Genomic DNA, 24,300 nt, shown 5'->3' on the forward strand with positions numbered 1-24,300 from the left:
TACCCGAGTTGAAAAACCTCCGCCAGCCACCGGGAAATCTTCTTGCGGAGGGCTGAAATTAAATATTTTGCATATTCATAGGGTTAGGTGAAAAAAAGGTGTTGACACCCCTTCGGAATTCCGTAGAATGCCGCCTCACAGCAGGCACGTAGCTCAGTTGGTTAGAGCACCACCTTGACATGGTGGGGGTCGTTGGTTCGAGTCCAATCGCGCCTACCAAATAAAATCCGCTCTGCTGGGCGGTCTAGAGGGGTCACCGGAAACGGTGACCCCTTTTTGCTTTCTGCGATTTGCAAAACTTTTGCAAAACCCCCACCTCGGAGCGCCAATTCGGCGCCCACCTCGACGTACTCAATCGTCTTATCGCCGTGTCCCTCCTGGTAGTGCTTCGTCATCTTCTCGTCCGCGTGGCCCAGCAGCGCCTGGATGTATTCCTGCGGGAAACCCTGCTTCTCGTACAGCCATGCACCCTAAGCGCGGATCCCGTGAAAAGTGGGGCGCTCACCGGCCGGCACACAGTCGTAGGCGTGCGCCGTATCCCGGGCCTGGCTGAATTCCTTGGTCAGGTAGTCCGGTGTCACCGACGTCCAGTGATCCTTCGCGTCGATCTGCTCGCGGTGCCCATAGTGATCTTCAGGTGAATCGGGTTGTCGTACCCCTGAGTCTTGCCCGAAGACACGGTCAGTGTGTTCTTCTCCATGTCGACGGCAGACTTCAGCCAGGTCACGATATCCTCGCGGCGCAGTTGAGCTCAGCCAGGCCCTCGGCTACGGCGAAGGCGAAGATCTGCACCCATAACCGGCGGTGCTTCGTGCAGGCGTTGTTGCTGAACTAGTCCAGATACTCGGCCATGGTCAGCACGTCCATCTGACCAATCAGGCACTCGCCAAGATCCTGCCGGTACCGCTCGAGCTTGAACTTGATCTCTTCCAGGGGGGGGATGACGCTCGGGGCGGCAGAAGGTGGTTATTCGTTTTTGGTTGGGAACCACTCGGTGTCGTATTCGTGCTGAGTGACCCGTTCGATTTTGATGCTTGGCAATTGGCGCTTGAATGTTTCGGTGCCATAAGGCTTGGCAACGTATTCCGGCGCCTCTGTCATGAATGGTTCTTTGAAGATGCGGAGCAGGTGATTGGCGGCTTTCTCAAAGTCCTCCTCGCGGTAACTGCCCACGCGACTGCTGCCATTGCACGCGCGCCAGATCGTACGTCTCGGCAACGCCTCGGCCGCTTTGATCTTTTCGGCCATCTGGTCGCGGGCGTAGCGCATCTGGTCCAGTATGAGCGTGGTGGCCCATGCGTCAGTGCCAATGCTCTGCTTATGTCCATGCAGTATCAGCACGACCCTATCGATGTTCGCCATCACCCGATGGTGTAACAGACACACAGCAATTGCTGTTCAATCAATTGGGATTCTTCGTGACATCGAGGTCACGATTCAACAAACCATTTGCACATGGTTCAACGCCTCCGGCACGACCACGCTGCTCGTGAATGTGACGCAACATTCCTTCTAAAGAGCGATCAAAATGGCAGAACTGAACATGCAGTTTGAAGACGAGCGAGAAGTAAGAGTTATTTCTTACTTCGGGTCTTCGCAGGATTCGCGATACTGGCCGAATATGGGATTGATGGAGCCGAACGATACTCGAAGGACGACTTGCTATGATGTGTACCCGGTTTGGGTGCAAGAAGCACTGCCACCTCCAAAAGTCAATTAATTGACCGCTGACCAGAATTTTCCGAAAAGTGGCTTTTTTGTCCGGAGAAGAGTGATGACTACAGAACAGAACCTGATTGGTCTGATGTTTCTCGCCGGCTGCGCATCGCGAGAAGTTTCCGTGCCGATGGCAGAGACTTTTCCGGTTTTGTCTTGTTGTACGTGGTTTGTCCAAGTTTTCCTGGATAGGATTCGTGGCGGATTGAAATCCTAATTTTCGAAAGTTGGCTGTGTTTAAGAAATGCTTATTTGGAGTTCTTTAAAATATAGCTACACCATACTTCAGGCAGTTTATTGCATATAAAAGCCCGCAGGGTGCGGGCTTTTATATTCGCAGGATTTAATCGTGTTGTCGCCGGACTTCAAGGCCTTTTTGAGGCGCTTTATCTGTCATCGGCGTGAGTGGTAAATCTGCATGTTTGTTTTCGTGAGTATTTACCAAAGGATCGCGGCGGAATTTTTTCTTGAGTGAAAGTGCAGGGCTTTCAATCAAGTACCAAGACGCCACGCAGATAGGCAGGCTGATCAACAGCAACCGCCAGAACATGTCGAATCCAAGCGGGATTGTGTCAATGAAAAAGGCTCTGACGATGCAGTGAGTGAGATAAAGTGAGTAGCTCAGATCCATCGCAACTCTTGGAAGGCGTGGACCGGCGATGCAGAAAACCAGCATGGCTGCGAAGCACAGCAAGTCCCATCCAGCTCGGTATGGATCGGCAACGCGCTCGTATGGCAAAGTAAAAACAAATGCAAGCATGACAACGAAGAATACTGTCGCAATGATCGGGTGTATTCGTCGGATAAGGCCTTGAAACTTCCATGCAACGTTTCCTAGGAAAAATGCTGCACCGAGCAAAATAGCTGGCCGCAATATCCCGGGGGGGAAAGCGAAGAGCATAGCTGTCAAACCAAAAACAATGGCGAGCACTATTGCCGTACGGTTGGATCTATACAGTCCGAATGCAAAAATAATCGCCGTCACGGCATAGAAGAACTCTTCGTATATAAGGCTCCACACGACAGCGTTGATAGGAATGTCGCCTGCTGGGAATAACCAGTATTTAATGGTTTTAATTGACTCTGCGTGGCCAAAAATTATCCATATCGCAACGAAAGAAACCAAGAGTGTTGGCAAAACACGAAGAGCGCGATTAATGAAGAACTGCTTGATTGGGTTTCTCTCAATGCTCCCCATTACTACGAAGCCGGTAATTGCTAAAAAACCTGGGACAGGATTAATGAAAACGGTTGGAAATAAGCCACTATGGATAGCAACAACCTGCACCGCCAAAAGCAATCTCATCCAATCAAAATTATTATAATGTTTCAAGGTGATCTCCATTTTTTCCGGATTAGACATCTTATTGGATGTCCCTTTCAACCCGCCCGTGTGGATTTTTTTGTGCCAGGAGATACCTATGTCACTTACTGAGCTGCAGTTGGTACAGATCCTACCGAACGCCGGCGCCAAAGCCGGCGTTTTTGTACCTGCCCTCAACACTGCGATGCAGCGCTTCCAGATTGTGGGGGGCGAAGTGTGTTGCCGCATTCATTACCCGGACCGGCCATGAATCGGGCCAGTTGCGTGGGTTCGTGAGTTCTGGGGGGGGACCGATGCCCAGCGAGGCTATGAGGGCCGCAAAGACCTGGGCAATACCGTGCCGGGTGACGGCCGGAAGTTTTGCGGCCGTGGCCTGATCCAGATCACCGGTCGTTCGAGCTATGCCGATTGCGACGAAGCGCTGGGCCTGGACTTGATCAATCAGCCTGTGCTGCTGGAGCAGCCACAGCGCGGGCCTGGTGGTGGGCTACGCACGACCTGAACACGCTGGCCGACGCCTGGCGGTTTCAGGACTGGCGGTACGGCAAGCAGTTGGCAGAGAAGCTGCGGCTGCACACGCGCCGTGGATCATGCAGTCGTACGCATCCGACTTGACCCAGCGCATACTCAATGAATTGTCGCCATCACCGATGAAGGTGATCGGGGACTGATTGCTTTGCAGGCGTGCCAAGCTTACGTGAAGGCACTGGCCCCCGCGCGCTAAATGCTTGTCTTCGTCTGAGGCATCGGCCCCTCAAGCATGCCGCTTCCTTCTTATGCGTATTCGCCGACGTCCGCAGGCTGGACATCTCTCGGCGGAGCAATGCTGTCTCTGCCGCTTTTTCTCGCAGCGTCGCCATTTCCCCGTCCCGCTCTTCGCGGAGCTGCCGGTTCAATTCCTCGAACTCATTTTCGTAGAGTCTGAGCTGCTGGCGGCAGGTTTCGAGCGGCGTAGGGCGGTCGAGCCAGTCGTCGGTTTGTTCTATATAGAGGGGATCCACGGGCATGCTTTACTGTGTTCTGTCTGGATGTACAGTGATAGAGGCGTTTCCCGTTGGCGAGGTTGAGGCGACAAGCTGTAGGAATTTGGATTGGTGTTCAGTCGCTAGAGGAGATGGCAGCCGCCGAAAATGCATTGCGAGGGCTGTCCAGGCAGGGGAGTGCTGGGTTGTCTGCGAGAGGAACGATCCTGTTGCTCCTATCGGCTACGGTTGCCTGGATCGAAGTTTTTTTGGGGAATGGCTTATTCCTCTTGTGGTCGTCTCCAGTGAAATCAGGCGTTCCGGTGCAGGCCGGCAAATCGTGAGCTATTTGGAGTGCTACTCCTCGGCAGAAAAGATCTTTACCTCGACCAACGTGTCCAACTTGCCAATGCGACAGCTTCTCTCGGGTCTTGGTTATCAACACAGCGGAATGGTGGAGAATCTGGATCCGGGCGATCCTGAGCTCGTTTTCGTGAAGTTCTTGAGTTAAGCGCGTGCCGCCGTTCGTCGCCGAAAGCCTTGGCGTCCATTGAAAAAGTGTGGATATTTAAGGGGTTACATTTTTTTTTAACTGGCCGGTTATCAAAAATACGTTGTTACATACTGAGGAAATCAGTAATATTCGCCCCGCGTTCACCACCACGGTTTATGCATTTTTAAATCCCAAGCTTCCATCAGCTGCTTGGGATTTTTTTTGCCTGCGATTTACCTCTCCTCACGCATTCGCCCCGTCGACGTTCTCAGCCAGCGCTGCCTTTCAGGTGGGCATCGGGCAAGTCCATATTTTTTCGACTACTACTGTCTGGCCGATTGTCATCTCAGTCTGAGGGGAGTTCATCAATGCTGGTTCATTGGTTTCTAGCTGCGGTTCACTTGCTGGCCTTCGCCCTGGGTTTCTGGGCCGTGCTGACACGCGGAACGGCTTTCGGACGCCTGGCGGCCGGAGCGGATGAGGTTCGGCGGGTTTTGCTCGCTGACAATCTATGGGGTGTATCTGCGCTGGTGCTGCTGGTCACGGGTGGCATGCGAGCTTTTGGCGGTTACGAAAAGGGCACCGATTACTATCTGCATCAGCCGCTGTTCCATTTGAAGATGACGCTGTTTGTGCTGATTCTGCTGCTGGAGCTTGCGCCGATGATTACATTGATCAAGTGGCGTATTGGTCTGGTGCGGGGAAATCCTCTCCAGACAGGGCGAGCAAAGATGTTTGCACGAATCAGTCATGTTGAGGCGTTGTTGCTGGTTCTGATGGTGATAGCGGCCACCGGGATGGCGCGTGGGGTGGCGTTCGGCTAGGCAGGCGCAATTCCCGGCTTTGATTCGGAAACGTCCGACAGCCAGCCATTGAAATGATGGTTAGTATCGGTGGCGAGGAAGGGGGAGGGAGTTGCAGCAGGAGGAAAATAGCCTGCGCCGTCACCAATGAGGTGGGGGATGGCAATACGGCGCTCGGATCTTTAGCCAGTCATTACGCGAGGGTGAACAGACTGGCTACTGACTGCGAAAGGGCTCAGGGGGTTTGTGGCTTGTCCGGTGCGGTCAGGCCAGCCTGGATGCGCTGGTAAATCTCTTCGCGGTGTACGGCAACGTTCTTTGGAGCGTTGATGCCGATGCGGACCTGTTGGCCGCTTACGCCGAGGATGGTGATCGTAATGTCATCACCAATGTTTATGCTTTCACCGACTTTGCGGGTGAGTATCAGCATGGTCTTCTCCTTGATTGCTTTGTAGGGCACCTGATTCAGACAGTGCAGAGGTCGGTGGTACGTATAGATTAGTGCGAAGTCTCACGGTTTGGGTGCCTCTTTCTGACGCGCAGATGTGGCATTAATTCCCAGCGCGTAACTATACAGGTGCGGCAATCATCAATCTCGTAGTTTTGTGCCCATTTTGCTGGGCTCTGAAAGTATTCACGAATGTTAAGATTCCCCTTTCGAGAATTCAGAGGGAAGCGTTGTGCGCAAATTGGTCTGGTTGGTCGCAGCACTGGCATTGGCGGGATGTGGTGAAGGCAAGAGCGTGGATGCGCAAAAATCAAAATCGGTAGCGGTGGCAACGCCGGCAGCCGTGTCCGGACCGCAGTGGGATCTGGAGGTGCGTGGCGAAACACCTCAAGCCGTCAGTGATCTGAGCGGCTGGTTGATCGAGCATGCGTTTATCGCCAATGTCATCAAGGATGCCAGCGGAAAGACCCGGATCCTGCTGGGGCCATTCAACTCCAAAGCCGAAGCCGAAGCGAAACAGGCCGATGTGAATGCGGCACTGGTCAAGGCGAAAAAACAGAACATCGAGACGCTGGTGGTCGAGCGCACCGCAGCAAAGTAAACATTCCTTTCAGCGGAGCTGACTAAAGGGTATCCGGCGTGATTCGTTTTTAAAGGCGTCACCGAAGATTCTCAGAAGGAGCTCCGCATGGCCTCCGCCAGTCCCTACAAGTTGTTCGACGTTGTTTTACGTCATAAGCATCAGCTCAGTCCGCACCTCATGCGGATTACCTTTGCCAGCCCGGCTGTTTCCGATATGGCAACCTGGGCGCCTGATCAGCGCGTCAAACTGTTTTTTCCGGCCGCGGACGGTTCGCCAGCCCGGCTGTCTCAGGGTGAGGGTTGGTACGCTCGTTTCCGCTCAATGCTGGCGGATCGGCGCCCGGCGATGCGTACCTACACCATTCGCCACTTGCGTGCCGATCGGGGAGAGGTCGACATCGATTTTGTACTGCATGGCGAAACCGGGCCGGCTTCTCGCTGGGCTCTTCGAGCGCAGCCGGGCGAGTCGATGCAGATTCTGGCGCCCGATAGCCGGTTTTCGGCCGAGGACGCGGGTGGCTTTGAATGGAAGCCGCCGCAAACACTGCAGCAACTCTTGTTGGTCGCCGACTCAACGGCATTGCCCGCCGCGATGGGGATACTCGATGAGCTGGCCGCACTGGTAGAGCCACCCCGGATCCACGCGTTCTTTGAGGTCGACAGTGCGCAGGACATGCTCGCAGTCCCGGACTGGCCCGGCCTGTCGGTACAGTGGTTGATTCGAGAGCAAGCGGGAGCGGCGGTTGCCGGGACCTTGATGGTGGAGGCAGTGCGAAAGGCTGCGCTACCTGTCGACGCATCGACGATCAATCAAGCGGTAGAACTGGCTGACGTCGATATCGATCAGGAGATCCTCTGGGAAATCACCGAAACCGCTACTGACGGTTTTTATGGCTGGATCGCCGGTGAGTCGGCTGCGGTCATGAATTTGCGCAGATACCTGATCAAAGAGCGCGGCATTCCTCGCGAATCACTCAGTCTGATGGGCTACTGGCGTTACAACAAGCCCGGCAGCTGACCACAAAAAAGGCCTCGAGCTTGATGCGCGAGGCCTGTTCTTTTGCGCGGTCGATCAGCCGCAGGCTTTCATGTTCACCGGCCCGACAAATTCATTGCCGCGCCCCATCACGCAAGCCACGCTCTGATTGCGCTGACGCTCCCAGTCTTGTACCGGGTACGTCTTGTCCCACGCTTCATACAGTTGGCGATCCTGCTTCGACAGGCGCAAGCCGTATTGCTTGCTCATGTAGAAATAGGTGCGGGCGATCATGCCGCGAATGGAAGGGCGGGGCATGACCTTCTTCGCCTTGAAGTCGACCTGGGTCAGGCAGGAGCCATATTGACCCTTTTCGACCGGTAGCCAGCCATAGCTGAAGTTGCTGCGATCACCGTTGACCTCGCCGATGCTCGGTACCAGGTTGTGCAGGTCGGCTTCGGCTTTCTGGTAGCTCGGGTCATAACGCGTGCAATTCTTGCGTCCGCCTTCCTGCCAGCACTGGCGCTGATGACCGAACTCCCAGGCCGGGACAATGTGTTCCCACTCAATGCGGGCGGCGCGCTTGGCATTTTTACGCGGTACATAACCGCAAGCGGCGAGGTCGACCTTGTTGCCTGTGTATTTGCACCCGCAATAAAACTCGGTGGACTGTGGGGCGTACAGCTTCCAGGCGACCTTCTTGGCCTCGGTGAATGTGCGGGGCGCGCCAGCCTGGGCACCCAGGGAAATGAACAGTAAAAGCAAAGCAAAAAAACGGACAATCATTGAGTCAATCTTCCTTCGGTACAACCCAGAAAATCTGCACGCCACCATCGTCTCGATAGGCGAGGGTGACGTTGTCGTTCTCGTCGATCTCTTCCAGCAGGCGCTCCCATTCATCGATCGGTTCATCCGGAAGACGGAAGATCAGAGCGGCTTTGGCTTTTTGTGCGGTGGGGGAGTTGATGATCTTTTGAACACGCATGCCCATGCGTTCGTAGGCATCGGGAGCATCAGAGGAAGTGGCCACGAGGTTATCCTTATTAAGCTGTACGTGCATACAGTATTTAACTGTAGGCATTTTCGCAACTGCTTAAAAATCAAGAAAATCCTCTGACAGCGGTTTTCCGGTTTTGATGTGGCTCATCCGAATTTTTTGTGCAGGAAAGAAGCAGGGGCGGTGTAGGTAATTGCACCACCCGCCAGGACGGCGAGTGGTGAGACGGGTGCCCGGCCGAGATCTGGCCGGGCGAGGATGAATCAGTACTCCCAGAACATCCGTTGCAGCTCTTTGCTGTCGTTGGTTTTGGTCAGGGCGACCATCGCCAGGATGCGAGCCTTTTGCGGGTTCAGGTCATGAGCCACGACCCAGTCGTACTTGTCGTCAGGCTGTTCGGCGTTGCGCAGAACGAAGCCACCGGCATTGACGTGGGAGGAGCGAATGATCTGGACGCCATCCTTGCGCAGGGCTTGCAGGGCCGGGACGACACGGGAAGACACCGAACCATTGCCGGTACCGGCGTGAATGATGGCTTTGGCGCCGGATTGGGCCAGGGCCTTGTAGGCGGTGTCGCCGACATTACTGTAGGAATAGGCGATTTCTACGTCAGGAAGGCTCTTGATGTTCTTGATATCAAATTCCGAATCCATGGTGTGGCGCTTGGCTGGCAAGCGGAACCAGTAGGATTTGCCTTCGACCACCATGCCCAGCGGGCCCCATGGGCTCTTGAACGCTTCGGTCTTGATGTTGATCATTTTGCTGACATCGCGGCCGGACTGGATTTCATCATTCATGGTCACCAGCACACCTTTGCCGTGGGCCTCTTTGCTGCTGGCGACGGCGACGGCGTTGTACAGGTTGAGCATGCCGTCCGCCGACATGGCAGTACCTGGGCGCATCGAGCCGACAACGATGATCGGCTTGTCGGTTTTTTCCACCAGGTTCAGGAAGTAAGCGGTTTCTTCCAGGGTGTCGGTGCCGTGGGTGATGACGATGCCATCGACGTCTTTGCTGTCGGCCAGCTCGGAGACGCGGCGACCCAGTTGCAGCAGGTTTTCATTGGTGATGCTTTCCGACGCGATCTGCATGACTTGCTCGCCACGTACATTCGCCAGTTTGCTCAGCTCGGGAATGCCGGCGATCAATTGCTCGATACCGACCTTGGCGGCCTGATAGGTAGCGCTGTTGGCCGCACTGGCGCCGGCGCCGGCAATGGTGCCGCCCGTAGCGAGCACCACCACGTTGGCCAGTTTGGCCTGGGTTTCGACTTCTTTTGCCTGAAGGGCGGAAGGTAGTAGCAGCATTAGGGCCAAAGCGCCCGGAACCAATGTCTTGAAAGCAGATTTCATTATTTTTCTCTCTAGTAGTGAGACGGTGCTGATGCAGGTTCATCTAGATGCGCCCCGGGCTGATCTGAATGCCAGGGGTGCAGGTAGGGAGCAGGATCTGTACCAGCCGTACTTTGCTCTAGGGAAATGTTTAACCTTATGATTTATATCAATAATTTTTTGATTGGCGAAAATCGCCTATCCGGTATTCCGAACGGTGGCCTCTTTCGTGTTCGGCTCTCCGAAAGGGACTACTGCTGTTGTCGAACGAATCAAATTGCAGGTTTTGGATTCTCTGCTAAAGAAAGCTTCCCGCAGGCCGATGGGTGTTGAAGGAAACTGGAATTGAGGGAGTTCACATGTCACTGACGATCGGTTTTTCCAACCCCGGTGCCGTCACCATCGGCGGCAAAACCGCAGCTACGATCAATGCGATGAGTGATGCGCAAGCGGACGCTTCTACCGAAGCGCTGGGCGCAGAAAAACCAGAGAGCAATCAGGTCAGGACCGGCGGTCCCGCGCAAGAAGACAGCAAGACTGAAGGGGGTGGCGATAACCTGAGTGTCACCGTCAAGATGCTGCTGAAGCGGATGCAGGAATTACAGAAGCAATTGCAGGAGCAGCAGCAACGACTGGCTGCGGCACAAGCAGCGAGCTATCCGACTCCGGAAGCGAAGTCGCAGGCGGTGATGGCCGTTCAGGGCGAGATCGCCGAAACCAGCGGCGCGCTGCTGGAAGTCTCGGCCGCGTTGGTCAAGGAAATGTCGAAGGGTTCTTCCGCCGGTAACGTGGTCAACACTACGGCTTGAGCACTCAAGGGGCGAACCTGCGGATTCGCCCTACAATCAATACCGATTTCTGATTGTTGACAAATGTGGGCAGGATTCGCATAGTTCGGTCTACGCAAACGTTTGCGCGGCTTTCCCGAGACCCTGTTGTCTGGAAAATGCCGACGAAGCTTACGCCAGCGCAAGCGTTGCTCACAATAATCATAAGATCGGAGTGAACCCATGAAGCTGCCATTCGCTGGACGTCTTCTCGCTGTCGCCATGCTGGCTGCCGCATCCGCCGCACTGCCTGTCTCTTCGGCTTTCGCCGAGTCCCCCGAAAAACCCAAGGTCGCGCTGGTCATGAAGTCTTTGGCCAACGAATTCTTCCTCACCATGGAAGACGGCGCCAAGGCTTACCAGAAAGAACATTCCGCCGATTTCGACTTGATTTCCAACGGGATCAAGGACGAAACCGACACAGCAGGCCAGACCCGCATCGTCGAGCAGATGATTCTGGCGAAGGTCAATGCACTGGTCATTGCGCCTTCTGACTCCAAGGCCATGGTGCCGGTGATCAAAAAAGCCGTCGACGCCGGCATCACTGTGATCAACATCGACAACCAGCTCGATCCCGCCGTCATCAAAAGCAAGAATATCTCCGTACCTTTCGTAGGCCCGGACAACCGCAAGGGCGCACGTCTGGTGGGCGAGTACCTGGCCAAGCAACTGAAGGCCGGTGACGAAGTCGGCATTATCGAAGGCGTTTCCACAACGACCAACGCCCAGCAGCGTACCGCTGGCTTCAAGGATGCGATGGAAGCCGCGCAGATCAAAGTGGTTTCCCTGCAGTCCGGCGATTGGGAAATCGACAAGGGCAACAAGGTAGCCGCTTCGATTCTCAGCGAATACCCGGACGTCAAGGCGTTGCTGGCCGGTAACGACAGCATGGCGGTCGGCGCTGTTTCCGCTGTGCGTGCGGCCGGCAAGGCCGGGCAGGTACAGGTTGTCGGTTACGACAACATCAATGCGATCAAGCCGATGCTGCAGGATGGCCGCGTACTCGCAACGGCTGATCAGTTCGCAGCCAAACAGGCCGTGTTCGGTATCGAGACCGCGCTGAAAATCATCAAGGGCGAAAAAGTCGACAGTGGCGCCAACGGCGTCATCGAAACCCCGGTCGAGCTGGTCACCAAGAAGTAGTCCTTCGGCGACACAACGGCGCTCGTCCGTCCGGGCGAGCGCATGGAGAGTTTTTTATGTCAGTTTCCGCCCCGAACGCTGTCCTCTCGGTCAGCGGTATCGGTAAGACCTATGCGCAGCCGGTGCTCACCGGCATCGACTTGACGCTGATGCGCGGTGAAGTGCTGGCACTGACCGGCGAGAATGGTGCCGGTAAAAGTACCCTGTCGAAAATTATCGGTGGTCTGGTGACCCCGACCACCGGGCAGATGCAGTTCCAGGGCAAGGAGTACCGCCCTGGCAGCCGTACCCAGGCCGAAGAGCTTGGCGTGCGCATGGTCATGCAAGAACTCAATCTGTTGCCGACCCTTTCGGTGGCGGAAAACCTGTTTCTCGACAACCTGCCAAGCAACGGTGGCTGGATCAGTCGCAAACAGCTGCGCAAGGCTGCCATCGAAGCCATGGCCCAGGTCGGACTGGATGCCATCGATCCCGACACGCTGGTTGGCGAGCTGGGTATCGGTCACCAGCAAATGGTCGAGATCGCGCGTAACCTGATCGGCGATTGCCATGTGTTGATTCTCGACGAGCCGACCGCGATGCTCACCGCTCGCGAAGTCGAAATGCTCTTCGAGCAGATCACCCGGCTGCAGGCGCGCGGCGTTGCGATCATTTATATCTCCCACCGTCTCGAAGAGCTGGCCCGAGTCGCACAGCGCATTGCCGTGCTGCGTGACGGCAATCTTGTTTGCGTCGAACCGATGGCCAACTACAACAGCGAGCAACTCGTCACCCTGATGGTCGGCCGCGAGCTGGGCGAACACATGGACATGGGCCCGCGAAATATCGGAGCTCCTGCGTTGACGGTGAAAGGCCTCACTCGTTCCGACAAAGTGCGGGATGTGTCCTTTGAAGTGCGTGCCGGTGAGATTTTTGGCATTTCCGGGTTGATCGGGGCAGGGCGCACGGAACTGCTGCGCCTGATCTTCGGCGCCGATCTCGCCGACAGCGGCAGCGTTGCCCTCGGTTCGCCGGCGCAAGTGGTGAGTATCCGCTCGCCGGTCGATGCTGTGCGCAATGGCATCGCCCTGATCACTGAAGACCGAAAGGGTGAGGGCCTGCTGCTGAGCCAGTCGATCAGCGCCAACATTGCTCTGGGCAATATGCCGGAGATCTCCAGCGGTGGTTTCGTCAACAATGGTGATGAAATCTCCCTGGCCAAGCGGCAGATCGATGCCATGCGCATCCGCAGTTCGAGCCCGACTCAGCTGGTGTCCGAATTGTCCGGCGGCAACCAGCAGAAGGTGGTGATCGGCCGCTGGCTGGAGCGCGACTGTTCGGTGTTGCTGTTCGATGAGCCCACTCGTGGTATCGACGTCGGTGCCAAGTTCGACATTTATAACCTGCTCGGTGAGCTGACCCGGCAGGGCAAGGCGCTGGTGGTGGTCTCCAGCGACCTGCGCGAGCTGATGCTGATCTGCGACCGCATCGGGGTGCTGTCGGCGGGGCGTCTGATCGACACGTTCGAGCGTGACAGCTGGACCCAGGATGACTTGCTTGCCGCCGCGTTCGCCGGCTACCAAAAACGTGATGCGTTGCTCAACGAAGCAGCGCCTAGGGATCTCCCATGAAAACTGCATCTTCTGCCGGTAAACGTAGTGGCAACTTCTACGGTCTGGGCACTTACCTGGGCCTGGCCGGTGCCCTGCTGGCGATGGTTGCGCTGTTCTCGGTCATGAGCAGCCACTTCCTGTCGTACAACACTTTCAGCACCCTGGCCAACCAGATCCCCGACCTGATGGTGTTGGCGGTCGGCATGACCTTCGTGCTGATCATTGGCGGGATCGACCTGTCGGTGGGCTCGGTGCTGGCGCTTGCGGCGTCGACCGTCAGCGTGGCGATCCTGGGCTGGGGCTGGAGTGTCCTGCCGGCTGCGCTGCTTGGCATGGCAGTGGCGGCACTGGCCGGTACGGTGACTGGCTCGATCACGGTTGCGTGGCGAATTCCGTCGTTCATCGTTTCGCTTGGTGTGCTGGAAATGGCCAGGGGCCTGGCCTATCAAATGACGGGTTCGCGCACAGCCTACATTGGTGACTCGTTCGCCTGGCTGTCGAACCCGATCGCTTTTGGTATTTCGCCGTCGTTCATTATCGCCTTGCTGGTGATCTTCGTTGCTCAGGCTGTGTTGACCCGGACCGTGTTCGGTCGCTACCTGATCGGCATCGGTACCAACGAGGAAGCAGTGCGGCTGGCGGGAATCAATCCCAAGCCCTATAAGATTCTTGTGTTCAGTCTGATGGGGCTGCTGGCCGGTATTGCGGCGCTGTTCCAGATTTCCCGCCTGGAAGCGGCCGACCCGAATGCCGGTTCAGGCCTTGAGCTGCAAGTGATCGCTGCGGTGGTTATCGGCGGCACCAGCCTGATGGGCGGTCGTGGTTCGGTCATCAGTACATTCTTCGGGGTCTTGATCATCTCCGTCCTGGCGGCCGGTCTGGCGCAGATCGGCGCAACGGAGCCGACCAAGCGCATCATCACCGGCGCAGTGATCGTCATCGCGGTAGTGCTCGATACGTATCGCAGCCAACGCGCAAGCCGGCGGGGCTGAGACATGGCGACAATCAAGGATGTGGCGGCGCTTGCGGGAATTTCCTACACGACCGTCTCCCATGTTGTGAACAACACCCGGCCGGTGAGCCAGGAAGTGCGGCTGAAAGTCGAGGCGGCAATCAAGAGCCTCGACTACGTGCCGAGTGCCGTTGCCCGATCGCTGAAGGCCAAGACCACTGCCACCATCGGCTTGCTGGTGCCCAACAGTCTTAACCCGTACTTTGCCGAACTGGCCCGGGGGATCGAGGATTACTGTGAGCGCAATGGCTACTGCGTAATCCTCTGCAACTCCGACGACAATCCGGAAAAGCAGCGCAGCTACCTTCGGGTGCTGCTGGAGAAACGCATCGATGGCTTGATCGTCGCCTCCGCTGGCGGTGACAGTGGTCTGGTGCAAGGTCTGGCCGGAGTCAAGACGCCGATGGTGATCGTTGACCGGGGGCTGGAAGGTGTGGATGCCGATCTTGTGCGCATCGACCATGAATATGGCGCCTATCTGGCAACGAGGCACCTGATCGAACTCGGCCATCGCGATATCGCCACGATTGGCGGTCCGGCGAGCACCAGTGTTGCGCAAATGCGTCAGGCAGGATTTTGCCGCGCCTTGAAAGAGGCAGGTATTGAAGTACCGCCATCGCGGATGCTGGAAAGCGATTTCACCAGTACTGGCGGTTACAACGCGGCTGCGGTTTTGCTGGAGGGAAATCCCCCCAGTGCAATCTTTGCCGGCAACGACATGATCGGCATCGGTGTGCTGCGCGCCGCCGCCGAGCGCAATGTGCGCGTACCTGCGCAGTTGTCGGTGATCGGTTTCGACGATATCCAGATGAGCCGTTACGTGTACCCGGCGCTGACCACTGTGGGGCAGTCGATCCTGCAGTTGGGCGAGATGGCGGCGGAAGTGTTGCTGCGAAGAATTGCTACCCCGGATCTGGATACGGATCAGCGGATCGTGACCCCGAGTATTGTCTTGCGAGAGTCGACTGCGCCGCTGGCTGGCGTGTTTACCGAATATCGCTGAAACCGAATTGATGAGTAGTGATGTATGCCTGCAAATGTAGTGGTAATAGGCAGTCTGAACATGGACCTGGTCACCCGGGCACCTCGTTTGCCCCGGGGGGGCGAGACACTGATCGGTCATTCGTTTGCCACCGTATCCGGTGGCAAGGGTGCCAATCAGGCGGTGGCCGCCGCCCGGTTGGGCGCGCAAGTGTCGATGGTCGGTTGTGTCGGCAATGATGACTATGGCGTGCAATTGCGCGAGGCATTGCTGGCAGAGCAGATCGATTGTCAGGCGGTCAGCGTGGTCGAGGACTCCAGTGGCGTAGCGCTGATTGTGGTCGATGACAACAGTCAGAACGCTATCGTCATCGTTGCCGGAGCCAACGGTTCGATGACGCCTGCGGTGATCGACCGGTTCGACGCGGTATTGCAGGCGGCGGATGTGATCATTTGTCAGTTGGAAATTCCCGATGCCACTGTCGGCCATGCGCTCAAACGCGGTCGTGAACTGGGCAAGACGGTCATCCTGAATCCGGCCCCGGCCAGCCGTCCATTGCCTGCGGACTGGTTTGCTTCCATCGACTACCTGATTCCCAATGAAAGCGAAGCCGCAGCCCTCAGCGGTTTGCCGGTGGACTCGCTGGAAAGCGCTGAAAAAGCGGCTGCACGACTGATTTCCATGGGCGCTGGCAACGTGATCGTCACGCTGGGTGCTCAGGGTGCATTGTTCGCCAACGGCTCGGGTTACCAGCATTTCCCTGCGCCCAAAGTGAAAGCGGTCGATACCACGGCTGCCGGGGATACCTTCGTCGGCGGTTTCGCGGCAGCGCTGGCCGCCGGCAAAACCGAAGTCGAGGCCATTCGTTTTGGTCAGATAGCCGCGGCGCTGTCTGTTACTCGTGCGGGTGCCCAGCCGTCCATTCCCACATCATCCGACGTACAGGCGTTCAAATCCGCATGAAAAAGACTCCATTGCTCAACATCGCGCTGTCTCGGCTGATTGCCTCTCTTGGTCATGGCGACATCGTCGTGATCGGTGATGCCGGCTTGCCTGTGCCACCGGGTGTCGAGTTGATCGACCTCGCGCTGACCCACGGTGTTCCGGATTTTGTCAGCACCCTGAAGATCGTGCTCAGCGAAATGCAGGTGGAAAGTCATGTGCTCGCCCAGGAAATCTTCGACAAGCAACCCACTGCGCTGGCTTCGCTGGATGCATTGAATGAGGAAGGTGCACTGGGGCGACGCGATCTGCTCAGTCATGAGCAATTCAAGGCTCTCAGCCGACAGGCGCGAGCGATTGTTCGTACAGGCGAATGTCAGCCGTACTGCAACATCGTGCTGGTGGCCGGGGTAACGTTTTAACGGGGCTCAGTCCCTTTTCTGATTTCAAATGCACAAGGAATGCGCCATGCACCGCTATGCTCAAAAAATTCACCAACTGATCCGGAGCCTGCTGCTTTTGTCCGTGATAACCGCGACCGGCGCCCAGGCGGCGGAAAAGATCGATCTGATCATCGATACCGATCCGGGTGCCGATGATGTGGTGGCCCTGTTGTTTGCTCTGGCATCGCCGGAGGAACTGAGCATTCGCGCGCTGACCACCGTGGCTGGCAACGTGCGTCTCGACAAGACATCACGCAATGCGCGACTGGCCCGCGAGTGGGCCGGGCGTGAAGAGGTACCGGTCTACGCCGGCGCGCCAAAACCGTTGATGCGCACTCCGATCTACGCCGAGAACATCCATGGCAAGGAAGGCCTGTCGGGTGTCACCGTGCATGAGCCGAAAAAAGGCCTGGCTGAAGGCAATGCGGTCAACTATCTGATCGACACTCTGAAAAAAGCCAAGCCGCACAGCATCACCATTGCCATGCTTGGGCCGCAAACCAACCTGGCACTGGCGCTGATCCAGGAGCCGGAGATCGTTCAGGGCATCAAGGAAGTGGTCATCATGGGTGGCGCGCACTTCAACGGCGGCAACATCACACCAGTGGCCGAATTCAACCTGTACGCCGATCCGCAAGCGGCTGAAGTCGTGCTCAAGAGCGGCGTGAAACTGACTTACCTGCCGCTGGATGTAACCCACAAGATTCTCACCAGCGATGCACGCCTGAAGCAGATCGCGGCGCTGAACAACAATGCGAGCAAGATTGTCGGCGACATCCTCAACGAGTACATCAAGGGCGATATGGAGCACTACGGCATTCCGGGTGGTCCGGTGCATGACGCCACGGTCGTGGCTTACCTGCTCAAACCAGAACTGTTCACCGGCCGTTCGGTGAACGTGGTGGTTGATAGCCGTGAAGGTCCGACCTTCGGGCAGACCATCGTCGACTGGTATGACGGCCTGAAAGCCCCGAAAAATGCCTTCTGGGTGGAAAACGGTGATGCTCAGGGCTTCTTCGATCTGTTGACCGAACGCCTGAAGCGTCTGAAGTAAGCAACAGGCCCGCAGGTGCCAGCCTGCGGGCCTTTTTTATTCTTTCTCGATGTCCGATGTGCCTTTGAAGTCATCCGGATACTTCTCGAACAGCTGGGCAATAAATGATTGCGCGGCTTGTGTTCCCAGCGTCTTGACCAGCAGGTCGATGCTGATCAATGCCAGTTCCTCCGGGCTGCCCGGACTGTAAGAACTATGGCCTTGTGGCCAGTGGGCCTTGATGTCGGCTGAGATGCTTACGGTCGTCATGATGGGCTCGGAAGGTTACGGGGCTGGAATCTTGAGTTAACCACTTTGTCCGATGTTTGGCACTGCGACTTAGGCATGAGCGCAGGGCTATGCGACACTTGGTCGTCTTCGAGTTAACCAAGGGCCTGAGTAGTGCAAATCGATTTGAATTCCCCCGGCGGCCTGACGCTGGACGCCGTGCGTCTGATGCTGGCTTCGGCCAGTGACGATGAGCACACCCAGTTGCGCGTGACCAAGGGCGGCATTGCGTATATCTCTTCGGGGGTCACGGGTGGCCAGGCTATCGAAGGCTTGTCGTTTCGCCTGGAGACCTGGGCCAAGGGTTCGGGTTATGTGGGCAACGTTGCGGCCAGCGACGAGGTCTGGGTAATGCAGATCTTCAATGCGCTCAAGGACAACTGGCCGAATCCGCCCTTTGACTATATCGATGTCTACTGAGCACTGGTCATATTCAGTGACGATTGTGTGAAGAAGTATCAGGCGTTGCTGAGGCAAACTCGCCGTTTTTCTGATCGTGGGGCAGGGGAGTGGCGCAGGTCATGAAACCAAACGCTGTATTGGCGGTCGCACAATGTTCGCTCAACTATTGAAAAAAGGAGGCTTCATGCCTTGGAAGCTCGCGTCACTGGGTACTCTGATGGCAGTTGCCATGCTGGCTGGCTGCACTACCACGTCCAGCGAGTCGCAGAAGGATCCTGTGGCGACCGAAACCGGTCACAGTCGTTGCGAGGCAACCGCTGCAGAGTTCGCCGTCGGCAAAAAGGCTTCGCCGGAATTGCTGGAGCAGGCGCGCAAAAAGGCCGGCGCGCAGAATGCCCGGTTCCTCAAGCCTGACGACATGATCACCCTTGAGTACCGGTCTGATCGACTGAACCTCAATACCGACAACAATCTGGTGGTTACTCGGGCCAGCTGTGGCTGAGTTGTACAGACTTTTGTCACGCGCATAAAAAACCCCGTCACATGGACGGGGTTTTTTTAGTGCGCCGGGAAATTACTCTGGGCGAACTTGTGCAGCTTGCATACCCTTTTGGCCTTTCTCAGCCACGAAGGAAACGGTCTGGCCTTCTTTCAGGCTTTTGAAACCGTCGGATTCGATAGCTTTGAAGTGTACGAACAGGTCGTCACCGCCACCTTGAGGAGTGATGAAGCCGAAGCCTTTTTCATCGTTGAACCATTTAACGGTGCCGGTTTGGCGATTAGACATGGTGTATCTCCAAGAAACATATATTTTCAGTAGTACTGTGCTGCTCAGGCCAACTGGGCACACCGGGGTATCATAGTCGAAATGTTCGCTTTGGTAGCCCCCCGGACGTGCTGTTTGCTTTCATATTGCAGACGCTTCGACAGTTTGAATGTCTGTAACCCCCGGTTTCAGAGGCTTTCAGCCAATTGGGCGGGGTGTAAAAAAAGCTATAAAACCTGCATAAAATATCGGATTCGGGGGCATTCTGGCCGTTTTTTGCTCGCCGAATGCCCGTAAATCCGTTTTTCAGGGATTATTTCTGCACTCGGCAAACCGAGATTTCCTTCAGTGCGCGCTGACCCAGCTCACCGCTCGGCGGGGTGTTCTTGTCCATCAGCTGAGAGATTTCCTGTGTGGTGAATTTCTTCTCCAGGACATCAGCGCCACAGGTGCAGTGTTGTTTGGCTACGGTCGGGTTGACGCTTTGGCTGGCCGCTTTTGTGCAGTCGTTCATGTATTGCTCTTTGACGCCTTTCGGCCAGGCAGCCTGCGCGCTCAGCGGCAACAGCAGAACTAAAGGGACAACTGCGGCAAATAAGGTGTTCAGACGCATGCGAAGATGCTCCTTGTGGGTCGATGTCTTGTTATCTGATGGCTGAGTGGCCGATCAAGTTCATCACTCTGGCATAAAACTGACGATTTGCCTGCCGGTAAAACCAGAGTGCGTGTGTGACCGTTCATCTGTGCTAGCATGGCCGACTCGGGCGTTCGCAGGCTCCGGATGACCTTCAGTCCCGGCAGCGGCGACGTGCGAATACTCTGATTTGAATCCCAGTCACTCTGGTTCGGTTTTCCGGTTGGCCGCAAGGCTCCTGCCGCTGTAAGGCAGGCGTTCGTCATTGAATGGCCTGGATCGGATCTTGTACTGGCTCATCCCAACCCACGTGACCTTTGGTAGGGGTCACCACTAGGAGAGGAGGCGCCATGCCAACTATTACTCTTCCCGACGGCAGTCAACGTTCATTCGATCACCCGGTTTCCGTAGCCGAGGTCGCAGCATCCATCGGTGCAGGCCTGGCCAAGGCCACCCTGGCCGGCAAGGTGAACGGCAAGCTGGTCGACGCCAGCGACATCATCGACAGCGACGCAACGCTGCAAATCATCACGCCAAAGGATGAAGAGGGGCTGGAAATCATTCGCCACTCTTGCGCCCACCTGGTTGGCCACGCGGTCAAGCAGTTGTACCCGACGGCCAAAATGGTCATCGGTCCGGTCATTGACGAAGGCTTCTATTACGACATCGCCTTCGAGCGTCCTTTCACTCCGGACGACATGGCCGCCATCGAACAGCGCATGCAACAGCTGATCGATACCGAATACGACGTCATCAAGAAAGTCACTCCGCGCGCCGAAGTGATCGAAGTGTTCAAGGCCCGTGGCGAAGACTACAAACTGCGCCTGGTCGAGGACATGCCGAACGAGCAGGCCATGGGCCTGTACTATCACGAAGAATATGTCGACATGTGCCGCGGTCCGCACGTGCCGAACACTCGCTTCCTGAAATCCTTCAAGTTGACCAAGCTGTCCGGTGCCTACTGGCGCGGTGATGCCAAGAACGAGCAATTGCAGCGCGTTTACGGCACCGCATGGGCTGACAAGAAGCAGTTGGCAGCGTACATCCAGCGAATCGAAGAAGCTGAAAAGCGCGATCACCGCAAGATCGGCAAGCGTCTGGGCCTGTTCCACACCCAGGAAGAAGCGCCGGGCATGGTGTTCTGGCATCCGAATGGCTGGACTCTGTACCAGGTACTCGAGCAGTACATGCGCAAGGTGCAGCGTGACAACGGCTATCTCGAGATCAAGACGCCGCAAGTCGTTGACCGTAGCCTGTGGGAAAAGTCCGGGCACTGGGCCAACTACGCCGACAACATGTTCACCACCGAGTCGGAAAGCCGCGACTACGCGATCAAGCCGATGAACTGCCCTTGCCACGTGCAAGTGTTCAATCAGGGCCTGAAGAGCTACCGCGAACTGCCGATGCGTCTGGCCGAGTTCGGTGCCTGCCACCGTAACGAGCCGTCGGGTGCGCTGCACGGCATCATGCGCGTGCGTGCATTCACTCAGGACGACGCCCACATTTTCTGCACCGAAGAGCAGATGCAGGCCGAATCCGCTGCGTTCATCAAGTTGACCATGGATGTTTACCGCGACTTCGGCTTCACCGACGTCGAAATGAAACTGTCCACTCGTCCGGAAAAGCGCGTTGGTTCCGACGAGCTGTGGGATCGCGCCGAAGCAGCCTTGGCCGCGGCCCTTGATAGCGCGGGCCTTCCGTACGACCTGCAGCCGGGTGAGGGCGCTTTCTATGGTCCGAAGATTGAATTCTCGCTGAAAGATTGCCTCGGTCGCGTGTGGCAATGTGGTACTTTGCAGCTCGATTTCAACCTGCCAGTGCGTCTCGGTGCCGAATACGTCTCCGAAGACAACAGCCGCAAGCATCCGGTCATGTTGCACCGTGCGATCCTCGGTTCGTTCGAGCGTTTCGTCGGGATTCTGATCGAGCACTACGAAGGTGCATTCCCTGCGTGGCTGGCGCCAACCCAGGCAGTGATCATGAATATCACTGATAAACAGGCAGATTTTGTTGCTCAGGTCGAAAAAACTCTCAACGAAAGCGGGTTTCGTGCCAAGTCTGACTTGAGAAATGAAAAGATCGGCTTTAAAATCCGCGAGCATACTTTGCTCAAGGTTCCATATCTCTTGGTTATTGGGGATAAGGAAGTCGAGATGCAGACTGTCGCTGTGCGTACTCGTGAAGGTGCTGACCTGGGCTCGATGCCCGTCGCCCAGTTCGCTGAGTTTCTCGCGCAAGCGGTTTCCCGGCGTGGTCGCCCAGATTCGGAGTAATTATTATTAAGCGTGAAATGAGACAAGATAAACGAACTGCACCGAAAGCCCCGATCAACGAGAATATCTCGGCACGCGAGGTTCGGTTAATTGGCGCTGACGGCGAGCAGATTGGCATCGTCTCGATTGATGAAGCGCTTCGTATCGCTGAAGAAGCAAAGCTTGATCTGGTAGAAATCTCTGCAGACGCAGTCCCACCGGTTTGCCGTGTGATGGACTACGGCAAGTCGATCTTCGAAAAGAAGAAGCAGATTGCTGCGGCGAAGAAGAACCAGAAGCAGATTCAGGTAAAAGAAATCAAGTTTCGTCCAGGGACGGAGGAAGGGGATTACCAGGTAAAACTGCGCAACCTGGTACGTTTCCTGAGTGACGGGGACAGGGCCAAGGTATCCTTGCGATTCCGCGGCCGTGAGATGGCCCACCAGGAGCTGGGGATGGAACTCCTCAAGCGGGTTGAGCAAGACCTGCTTGAGTACGGTTCGGTCGAACAGCATCCTAAGATGGAAGGACGCCAGCTGATCATGGTCATCGCCCCGAAAAAGAAGAAGTAATCAACAGGGCACGGCAGGCCTTCTGATTATGTTTATCAACTGAATGCGGAGTATCCGAACATGCCAAAGATGAAAACCAAAAGTGGTGCTGCTAAGCGGTTTCTGAAAACTGCTAACGGTATCAAGCACAAGCACGCTTTCAAGAGCCACATCCTGACCAAAATGTCGACCAAGCGTAAGCGTCAACTGCGCGGTAGCAGCTTGCTGCATCCGTCTGACGTGGCAAAAGTCGAGCGCATGCTGCGCCTTCGTTAATTTTTGGATCAAGAATAGAGGAAGTAACTCATGGCTCGTGTAAAGCGTGGCGTCATTGCCCGTAAACGTCACAAAAAAATTCTGAAACTTGCTAAAGGCTACTACGGCGCTCGCTCGCGCGTATTCCGTGTTGCCAAGCAAGCGGTAATCAAGGCAGGCCAATACGCCTACCGTGACCGTCGTCAGAAAAAACGTCAGTTCCGCGCTCTGTGGATCGCTCGTATCAACGCTGGTGCTCGTGTTAACGGTCTGTCTTACAGCCGTTTCATCGCTGGCCTGAAAAAAGCGTCCATCGAGATCGACCGTAAGGTTCTGGCTGATCTGGCAGTGAACGAAAAAGCGGTGTTTGCCGCGATTGTCGAGAAAGCTAAAGCCACCTTGGCTTAAGTACCCCCGACAGTCACCCGTCCTCACCTCTGTGGGGGCAGGTGGTAAACGTCATAAATAGGGGAAGAGCCTTCAAGCTCTTCCCCTATTTTGTATCTGGAGTCTGTACATGGAAAACCTGGATGCGCTGGTCTCTCAAGCACTAGAGGCTGTGCAAAGCGCTGAAGATATCAATGCCCTGGAGCAAATCCGGGTTCAATACCTTGGCAAAAAGGGTGAATTGACTCAGGTGATGAAGACCCTGGGGAATTTGCCAGCAGAGGAGCGTCCGCAGGTCGGCGCCCTGATCAACGTTGCCAAGGAACGTGTCACAGGCGTTCTCAATGCGCGCATGGCTCTGTTTGAAGAGGCCGAACTGGCTGCCAAACTGTCCGCCGAATCCATTGACGTAACCCTGCCGGGTCGTGGTCAGACCTCCGGTGGTCTGCATCCGGTAACCCGGACTCTGGAACGTATCGAACAGTTCTTCACCCACATCGGCTACGGCATTGCCGAAGGCCCTGAGGTTGAAGACGATTATCACAACTTCGAGGCGCTCAACATCCCAGGCCATCACCCGGCCCGGTCGATGCACGACACCTTCTATTTCAATGCGAACATGCTGTTGCGCACCCATACCTCACCGGTACAGGTCCGCACCATGGAATCGCAGCAGCCGCCGATCCGCATCGTCTGCCCAGGCCGTGTGTATCGCAGCGACTCCGATATCACTCACTCGCCGATGTTCCACCAGGTCGAAGGCCTGCTGGTCGATCGCGATATTAATTTCGCCGACCTGAAAGGGACTATCGAAGAGTTCCTGCGGGTGTTCTTCGAAAAAGAACTGGCGGTACGTTTCCGTCCTTCCTACTTCCCGTTCACCGAGCCATCCGCTGAAGTCGACATGGAATGTGTGATGTGCAGCGGCAAAGGCTGCCGCGTCTGCAAGCAGACCGGCTGGCTGGAAGTGATGGGCTGCGGCATGGTTCACCCGAATGTGCTGCGCATGTCCGGGATCGACCCGGAAGAGTTCTCGGGCTTTGCCTTCGGCATGGGCGTCGAGCGTCTGGCCATGCTGCGTTACGGCGTGAACGACTTGCGTCTGTTCTTCGACAACGACTTGCGGTTCCTCGCGCAATTTCGCTAGTCGTAACGAATT

General features: G+C 56.2%; 28 protein-coding genes, 1 tRNA gene and 2 pseudogenes. 22 read left to right on the plus strand and 9 right to left on the minus strand.

The genetic code is table 11. The annotated features are described in order from the left end of the window. The first annotated feature begins 142 nt into the window (after positions 1 to 142). Positions 143 to 219, plus strand: a tRNA-Val gene (locus ACKLNA_RS21610). A 747-nt stretch (positions 220 to 966) separates the two neighbouring features. On the opposite strand, the gene ACKLNA_RS21615 is transcribed toward ACKLNA_RS21610, so the two are convergent. Together ACKLNA_RS21615 and ACKLNA_RS21620 are read right to left on the minus strand one after the other, a co-directional pair. Further along, positions 967 to 1,341, minus strand: a complete 375-nt coding sequence (locus ACKLNA_RS21615) for a hypothetical protein (RefSeq protein WP_408987034.1) — start codon at positions 1,339 to 1,341, stop codon at positions 967 to 969. Positions 1,342 to 2,059: 718 nt separating this feature from the next. After that, entirely contained in the window at positions 2,060 to 3,079 is a 1,020-nt protein-coding gene (locus tag ACKLNA_RS21620; protein WP_408987035.1) for an acyltransferase family protein, read from the minus strand. A 58-nt stretch (positions 3,080 to 3,137) separates the two neighbouring features. On the opposite strand from ACKLNA_RS21620, the pseudogene ACKLNA_RS21625 reads away from it, so the two are divergent. From ACKLNA_RS21625 to ACKLNA_RS21640, 4 genes and pseudogenes are all read left to right on the plus strand, one after another. Beyond that, positions 3,138 to 3,568, plus strand: a pseudogene (locus tag ACKLNA_RS21625) (glycoside hydrolase family 19 protein); the annotation flags it as partial. A 55-nt stretch (positions 3,569 to 3,623) separates the two neighbouring features. Continuing rightward, positions 3,624 to 3,764, plus strand: a pseudogene (locus ACKLNA_RS21630) (lysis protein); the annotation flags it as partial. Between the two features lie 281 nt (positions 3,765 to 4,045). Further along, a complete protein-coding gene (locus ACKLNA_RS21635) occupies positions 4,046 to 4,513 on the plus strand; it encodes a GNAT family N-acetyltransferase (protein ID WP_408987036.1) in 468 nt (155 codons plus the stop codon). 350 nt (positions 4,514 to 4,863) lie between these two features. Next, positions 4,864 to 5,319, plus strand: a complete 456-nt coding sequence (locus ACKLNA_RS21640) for a DUF2214 family protein (protein ID WP_408987037.1) — start codon at positions 4,864 to 4,866, stop codon at positions 5,317 to 5,319. A 214-nt stretch (positions 5,320 to 5,533) separates the two neighbouring features. Here ACKLNA_RS21640 and csrA read toward each other — a convergent pair whose 3' ends face one another. Beyond that, a complete protein-coding gene (gene csrA, locus ACKLNA_RS21645; RefSeq protein ID WP_003179932.1) occupies positions 5,534 to 5,728 on the minus strand; it encodes a carbon storage regulator CsrA in 195 nt (64 codons plus the stop codon). 250 nt (positions 5,729 to 5,978) lie between these two features. Between csrA and ACKLNA_RS21650 the strand changes: the two genes are divergently transcribed. Next, a complete protein-coding gene (locus tag ACKLNA_RS21650; protein ID WP_408987038.1) occupies positions 5,979 to 6,347 on the plus strand; it encodes an SPOR domain-containing protein in 369 nt (122 codons plus the stop codon). An 87-nt stretch (positions 6,348 to 6,434) separates the two neighbouring features. Beyond that, on the plus strand, positions 6,435 to 7,346 hold the full coding sequence (locus ACKLNA_RS21655; RefSeq protein WP_408987039.1) for a siderophore-interacting protein: 912 nt from the start codon (positions 6,435 to 6,437) through the stop codon (positions 7,344 to 7,346). A gap of 54 nt (positions 7,347 to 7,400) precedes the next feature. On the opposite strand, the gene ACKLNA_RS21660 is transcribed toward ACKLNA_RS21655, so the two are convergent. From ACKLNA_RS21660 to ACKLNA_RS21670, 3 genes are all read right to left on the minus strand, one after another. Then, entirely contained in the window at positions 7,401 to 8,090 is a 690-nt protein-coding gene (locus ACKLNA_RS21660) for an endonuclease (RefSeq protein ID WP_085712017.1), read from the minus strand. 4 nt (positions 8,091 to 8,094) lie between these two features. Next, a complete protein-coding gene (locus tag ACKLNA_RS21665; RefSeq protein ID WP_119427440.1) occupies positions 8,095 to 8,385 on the minus strand; it encodes a DUF1654 domain-containing protein in 291 nt (96 codons plus the stop codon). 179 nt (positions 8,386 to 8,564) lie between these two features. Continuing rightward, complete coding sequence (locus ACKLNA_RS21670) at positions 8,565 to 9,653, minus strand: asparaginase (RefSeq protein WP_408987040.1); 1,089 nt, start codon at positions 9,651 to 9,653, stop codon at positions 8,565 to 8,567. A gap of 338 nt (positions 9,654 to 9,991) precedes the next feature. Here ACKLNA_RS21670 and ACKLNA_RS21675 point away from each other — a divergent pair, with 338 nt between their 5' ends. The 8 genes from ACKLNA_RS21675 (at position 9,992) to ACKLNA_RS21710 (ending at position 17,627) form a co-directional block, all read left to right on the plus strand. Beyond that, the gene (locus tag ACKLNA_RS21675) at positions 9,992 to 10,441 is read left to right on the plus strand and encodes a hypothetical protein (RefSeq protein ID WP_085712020.1); all 450 of its coding nucleotides are present in this window, start codon (positions 9,992 to 9,994) and stop codon (positions 10,439 to 10,441) included. A gap of 201 nt (positions 10,442 to 10,642) precedes the next feature. Continuing rightward, complete coding sequence (locus ACKLNA_RS21680) at positions 10,643 to 11,602, plus strand: sugar ABC transporter substrate-binding protein (RefSeq protein WP_085712021.1); 960 nt, start codon at positions 10,643 to 10,645, stop codon at positions 11,600 to 11,602. A gap of 56 nt (positions 11,603 to 11,658) precedes the next feature. Next, positions 11,659 to 13,212, plus strand: a complete 1,554-nt coding sequence (locus ACKLNA_RS21685) for a sugar ABC transporter ATP-binding protein (protein WP_085732496.1) — start codon at positions 11,659 to 11,661, stop codon at positions 13,210 to 13,212. After that, positions 13,209 to 14,186 (plus strand): ABC transporter permease, encoded by a 978-nt coding sequence (locus ACKLNA_RS21690; protein ID WP_102621547.1) that lies wholly within the window; start codon positions 13,209 to 13,211, stop codon positions 14,184 to 14,186. Before ACKLNA_RS21685 ends, ACKLNA_RS21690 begins: the two co-directional genes overlap by 4 nt. 3 nt (positions 14,187 to 14,189) lie before the next feature. Then, complete coding sequence (locus ACKLNA_RS21695; protein WP_408987041.1) at positions 14,190 to 15,209, plus strand: LacI family DNA-binding transcriptional regulator; 1,020 nt, start codon at positions 14,190 to 14,192, stop codon at positions 15,207 to 15,209. Positions 15,210 to 15,233: 24 nt separating this feature from the next. After that, positions 15,234 to 16,151, plus strand: a complete 918-nt coding sequence (gene rbsK, locus ACKLNA_RS21700) for a ribokinase (RefSeq protein WP_408987042.1) — start codon at positions 15,234 to 15,236, stop codon at positions 16,149 to 16,151. After that, positions 16,148 to 16,552 (plus strand): D-ribose pyranase, encoded by a 405-nt coding sequence (gene rbsD, locus ACKLNA_RS21705; protein WP_408987043.1) that lies wholly within the window; start codon positions 16,148 to 16,150, stop codon positions 16,550 to 16,552. Before rbsK ends, rbsD begins: the two co-directional genes overlap by 4 nt. Positions 16,553 to 16,598: 46 nt before the next feature. Next, a complete protein-coding gene (locus tag ACKLNA_RS21710) occupies positions 16,599 to 17,627 on the plus strand; it encodes a nucleoside hydrolase (RefSeq protein WP_408987044.1) in 1,029 nt (342 codons plus the stop codon). 36 nt (positions 17,628 to 17,663) lie between these two features. Here ACKLNA_RS21710 and ACKLNA_RS21715 read toward each other — a convergent pair whose 3' ends face one another. Continuing rightward, positions 17,664 to 17,876: a hypothetical protein gene (locus ACKLNA_RS21715; RefSeq protein WP_085712027.1), complete on the minus strand. Its 213-nt coding sequence runs from the start codon at positions 17,874 to 17,876 to the stop codon at positions 17,664 to 17,666. A 132-nt stretch (positions 17,877 to 18,008) separates the two neighbouring features. Between ACKLNA_RS21715 and ACKLNA_RS21720 the strand changes: the two genes are divergently transcribed. Beyond that, positions 18,009 to 18,314 (plus strand): hypothetical protein, encoded by a 306-nt coding sequence (locus ACKLNA_RS21720; RefSeq protein WP_408987045.1) that lies wholly within the window; start codon positions 18,009 to 18,011, stop codon positions 18,312 to 18,314. A 166-nt stretch (positions 18,315 to 18,480) separates the two neighbouring features. Then, positions 18,481 to 18,798: an I78 family peptidase inhibitor gene (locus tag ACKLNA_RS21725; RefSeq protein WP_134826099.1), complete on the plus strand. Its 318-nt coding sequence runs from the start codon at positions 18,481 to 18,483 to the stop codon at positions 18,796 to 18,798. A gap of 72 nt (positions 18,799 to 18,870) precedes the next feature. On the opposite strand, the gene ACKLNA_RS21730 is transcribed toward ACKLNA_RS21725, so the two are convergent. Both ACKLNA_RS21730 and ACKLNA_RS21735 read right to left on the minus strand, forming a co-directional pair. Continuing rightward, positions 18,871 to 19,083: a cold-shock protein gene (locus tag ACKLNA_RS21730; RefSeq protein ID WP_003179963.1), complete on the minus strand. Its 213-nt coding sequence runs from the start codon at positions 19,081 to 19,083 to the stop codon at positions 18,871 to 18,873. Between the two features lie 292 nt (positions 19,084 to 19,375). Next, positions 19,376 to 19,675, minus strand: coding sequence for a hypothetical protein (locus ACKLNA_RS21735; protein ID WP_085712030.1), 300 nt, complete (start codon positions 19,673 to 19,675; stop codon positions 19,376 to 19,378). 371 nt (positions 19,676 to 20,046) lie between these two features. Here ACKLNA_RS21735 and thrS point away from each other — a divergent pair, with 371 nt between their 5' ends. The 5 genes from thrS (at position 20,047) to pheS (ending at position 24,288) form a co-directional block, all read left to right on the plus strand. Next, complete coding sequence (gene thrS, locus ACKLNA_RS21740) at positions 20,047 to 21,969, plus strand: threonine--tRNA ligase (protein ID WP_039771550.1); 1,923 nt, start codon at positions 20,047 to 20,049, stop codon at positions 21,967 to 21,969. Then, the gene (gene infC / locus ACKLNA_RS21745; RefSeq protein ID WP_170929631.1) at positions 21,969 to 22,520 is read left to right on the plus strand and encodes a translation initiation factor IF-3; all 552 of its coding nucleotides are present in this window, start codon (positions 21,969 to 21,971) and stop codon (positions 22,518 to 22,520) included. The genes thrS and infC overlap by 1 nt, the downstream gene beginning before the upstream one ends. Positions 22,521 to 22,580: 60 nt before the next feature. After that, positions 22,581 to 22,775: a 50S ribosomal protein L35 gene (gene rpmI, locus ACKLNA_RS21750; protein ID WP_002553160.1), complete on the plus strand. Its 195-nt coding sequence runs from the start codon at positions 22,581 to 22,583 to the stop codon at positions 22,773 to 22,775. 30 nt (positions 22,776 to 22,805) lie between these two features. Continuing rightward, positions 22,806 to 23,162, plus strand: coding sequence for a 50S ribosomal protein L20 (gene rplT / locus ACKLNA_RS21755; protein ID WP_007913489.1), 357 nt, complete (start codon positions 22,806 to 22,808; stop codon positions 23,160 to 23,162). Between the two features lie 109 nt (positions 23,163 to 23,271). Beyond that, complete coding sequence (gene pheS, locus ACKLNA_RS21760; protein ID WP_085732504.1) at positions 23,272 to 24,288, plus strand: phenylalanine--tRNA ligase subunit alpha; 1,017 nt, start codon at positions 23,272 to 23,274, stop codon at positions 24,286 to 24,288. The last annotated feature ends 12 nt before the right edge of the window (positions 24,289 to 24,300 follow it).

The sequence above is a fragment of the Pseudomonas sp. UV AK001 genome (assembly GCF_046097675.1).
Lineage (GTDB): Bacteria > Pseudomonadota > Gammaproteobacteria > Pseudomonadales > Pseudomonadaceae > Aquipseudomonas > Aquipseudomonas kribbensis.

Bases quoted from the DNA above. Each gene is read 5' to 3' on its own strand.
- ACKLNA_RS21725 (WP_134826099.1), top strand. From the start codon at position 18,481: ATGCCTTGGAAGCTCGCGTCACTGGGTACTCTGATGGCAGTTGCCATG.
- ACKLNA_RS21695 (WP_408987041.1), top strand. From the start codon at position 14,190: ATGGCGACAATCAAGGATGTGGCGGCGCTTGCGGGAATTTCCTACACG.
- ACKLNA_RS21640 (WP_408987037.1), top strand. From the start codon at position 4,864: ATGCTGGTTCATTGGTTTCTAGCTGCGGTTCACTTGCTGGCCTTCGCC.
- ACKLNA_RS21670 (WP_408987040.1), bottom strand. From the start codon at position 9,653: ATGAAATCTGCTTTCAAGACATTGGTTCCGGGCGCTTTGGCCCTAATG.
- ACKLNA_RS21685 (WP_085732496.1), top strand. From the start codon at position 11,659: ATGTCAGTTTCCGCCCCGAACGCTGTCCTCTCGGTCAGCGGTATCGGT.
- ACKLNA_RS21690 (WP_102621547.1), top strand. From the start codon at position 13,209: ATGAAAACTGCATCTTCTGCCGGTAAACGTAGTGGCAACTTCTACGGT.
- pheS (WP_085732504.1), top strand. From the start codon at position 23,272: ATGGAAAACCTGGATGCGCTGGTCTCTCAAGCACTAGAGGCTGTGCAA.
- rbsK (WP_408987042.1), top strand. From the start codon at position 15,234: ATGCCTGCAAATGTAGTGGTAATAGGCAGTCTGAACATGGACCTGGTC.
- ACKLNA_RS21715 (WP_085712027.1), bottom strand. From the start codon at position 17,876: ATGACGACCGTAAGCATCTCAGCCGACATCAAGGCCCACTGGCCACAA.
- ACKLNA_RS21735 (WP_085712030.1), bottom strand. From the start codon at position 19,675: ATGCGTCTGAACACCTTATTTGCCGCAGTTGTCCCTTTAGTTCTGCTG.
- ACKLNA_RS21730 (WP_003179963.1), bottom strand. From the start codon at position 19,083: ATGTCTAATCGCCAAACCGGCACCGTTAAATGGTTCAACGATGAAAAA.
- rplT (WP_007913489.1), top strand. From the start codon at position 22,806: ATGGCTCGTGTAAAGCGTGGCGTCATTGCCCGTAAACGTCACAAAAAA.
- ACKLNA_RS21635 (WP_408987036.1), top strand. From the start codon at position 4,046: ATGCTTTACTGTGTTCTGTCTGGATGTACAGTGATAGAGGCGTTTCCC.
- ACKLNA_RS21620 (WP_408987035.1), bottom strand. From the start codon at position 3,079: ATGTCTAATCCGGAAAAAATGGAGATCACCTTGAAACATTATAATAAT.
- ACKLNA_RS21660 (WP_085712017.1), bottom strand. From the start codon at position 8,090: ATGATTGTCCGTTTTTTTGCTTTGCTTTTACTGTTCATTTCCCTGGGT.
- ACKLNA_RS21680 (WP_085712021.1), top strand. From the start codon at position 10,643: ATGAAGCTGCCATTCGCTGGACGTCTTCTCGCTGTCGCCATGCTGGCT.
- rbsD (WP_408987043.1), top strand. From the start codon at position 16,148: ATGAAAAAGACTCCATTGCTCAACATCGCGCTGTCTCGGCTGATTGCC.
- ACKLNA_RS21710 (WP_408987044.1), top strand. From the start codon at position 16,599: ATGCACCGCTATGCTCAAAAAATTCACCAACTGATCCGGAGCCTGCTG.
- ACKLNA_RS21665 (WP_119427440.1), bottom strand. From the start codon at position 8,385: ATGCCTACAGTTAAATACTGTATGCACGTACAGCTTAATAAGGATAAC.
- ACKLNA_RS21675 (WP_085712020.1), top strand. From the start codon at position 9,992: ATGTCACTGACGATCGGTTTTTCCAACCCCGGTGCCGTCACCATCGGC.
- csrA (WP_003179932.1), bottom strand. From the start codon at position 5,728: ATGCTGATACTCACCCGCAAAGTCGGTGAAAGCATAAACATTGGTGAT.
- ACKLNA_RS21655 (WP_408987039.1), top strand. From the start codon at position 6,435: ATGGCCTCCGCCAGTCCCTACAAGTTGTTCGACGTTGTTTTACGTCAT.
- thrS (WP_039771550.1), top strand. From the start codon at position 20,047: ATGCCAACTATTACTCTTCCCGACGGCAGTCAACGTTCATTCGATCAC.
- rpmI (WP_002553160.1), top strand. From the start codon at position 22,581: ATGCCAAAGATGAAAACCAAAAGTGGTGCTGCTAAGCGGTTTCTGAAA.